Annotated in this window: 2 protein-coding genes; one reads left to right on the forward strand and one right to left on the reverse strand. The window is 42.8% G+C overall.

All coding sequences use genetic code 11. From position 1 onward, the window contains the following. The first annotated feature begins 103 nt into the window (after nucleotides 1-103). Nucleotides 104-850 carry a hypothetical protein gene (locus tag CCU_RS12165; protein ID WP_015534876.1) on the forward strand — a complete coding sequence of 249 codons (747 nt, stop codon included), beginning with the start codon at nucleotides 104-106 and terminating at the stop codon, nucleotides 848-850. Nucleotides 851-875: 25 nt separating this feature from the next. Here the strand turns inward: CCU_RS12165 and CCU_RS12170 are convergent, their stop codons facing one another. Next, nucleotides 876-1,793 carry a hypothetical protein gene (locus CCU_RS12170; RefSeq protein ID WP_208896229.1) on the reverse strand — a complete coding sequence of 306 codons (918 nt, stop codon included), beginning with the start codon at nucleotides 1,791-1,793 and terminating at the stop codon, nucleotides 876-878. Between the last annotated feature and the right edge of the window lie 14 nt (nucleotides 1,794-1,807).

Here is a 1,807-nt window from a genome sequence, read left to right on the forward strand (position 1 = left end):
ATCCCGGAGGAGATCAGGGATACATTGAGAGATCGATATTCGATAGACAGAGATTGACAGGCGAAGGAAGAATTTTTAGATAGATTATTAGGAGGAGAAAAACATGGCAAGAAAAGGTATTGAAGAGATGATCAGTGAGATAGAGATATTTATTGACAATTGTAAGTATCAGCCATTGTCATCCAGTAAGATTATTGTGCCAAAGGAAGATCTGGAGCAGATGGTGGGCGAACTCAAGCTCAAGCTTCCTAATGAGATAGAGAGATGTAAGAAGATCATGAGAAACAAGGAGGCTATACTTGCGGATGCAAGAGCCAGAGCTGATTCTATCATCACAGAGTCTGTTGCAGAGGCAAACAGACTGGTTGATCAGAGCCAGATAGTTGAGCTTGCCAACATCAGAGCGAATGAGATAACAGACATGGCGAGAAGCCAGGCTGAGCAGATCATCGCTGAGGCGAATGCGGATGCCAAGGAAGTCAGAGCAGGTTCCATGTACTATTCAAAGGACAAGCTCACAGAGATAAGCCAGTATATAAATGCAACACTTCAGGCAGAGAGAGCGAACTATGAGAACCTCATTAAGTCTCTTGAGGACAATGCGGCAAGAGTTGCAGACAATATGGCAGAGCTTGATTCGAGTATAGCTCAGATCAACGGTGTTCCTGAGCAGGTACAGCCAAGTGCTGACGATTCAGCATTTGCTGATGATGACAACACAGATTACAATGTATACGGCAAGACAGAGTATTCATCAGACGACTCTGACGATGAGGATTATGATGACGAGGATTACGATGATGAATATGACGACGAGGATGAGGATGATGAGGAGTTCCTCGACGAGTAATCACGCCAGATGATACAGGATGTATTTACAGACACATCATATAGAAAATGAAACACAAGAAGGCACATACTATTTTCCCTGTTGTGTATTTGATGAAAGACAGCCCGGATATTCTTATCATATCACGGCTTTGGAACAAGGCGGATAGCCCTCCAAAGGCAGTGAGTGAGAGAATGAGGGCTGTCTTTATTTTTGTGGAAATATCCATGCTGTATAATACTGGTACACCGCCGCCTATCTCCAGATATGTGGATATTATGGTGCATGCATCGCCTGAAAAGTAGCTGCACATAAGATTTCCTGCAATAGCAAATATGACCATGTACACACCGATCACAGTTATATTGTGTACCGAGCTGCTTATTATGTCAGAATACGTATTTTCTGGCTTCCCTGAATTGGGGCTCTGGTTGTCTGATGATACCTGGACTGTTGCGGCAGTAAGCAGCTCCGTGGAAGTGCTGGAGCGGTGGGTTGACATATATGACAGAGTAAGCGCTATTACAGTATAAATGATCTGTGGAAGATATACAGCCTCGATCAGCCGTGCAAACGATATATATTCCATCAAATGATCCCTGTATATGTAATTGTAAAGAAACATCGGACTTATATTGTTGCACATCGGGAGTAGGCTCTGACATACGTTTTCAGAGATGACCCTCTTTCGGTAAAAGAAAGCTATGATGATCGTGCCTGTGGGAAAACCGCATAGCAGGCCTATTATAAAGATGATCGCATATGCGCAGCATTTTGATACTTGTATCGATCTGAGAAAGCTGGTTATAACACCGGTCAGCAGCATAAAGGGGAACAGGATAGGTACAATGGATGAGTACCATAGCTGTAACCCCTGGGTGCATCCGGATCTGATGATGTCTGAATTTAAACATGCAAATATTATAATTGAAGCTGTTAGAATTATATAACATACGTTCTTCATATGCCAATTGTATT

This window comes from Coprococcus sp. ART55/1 (assembly GCF_000210595.1).
Classification (GTDB): domain Bacteria; phylum Bacillota; class Clostridia; order Lachnospirales; family Lachnospiraceae; genus Coprococcus; species Coprococcus aceti.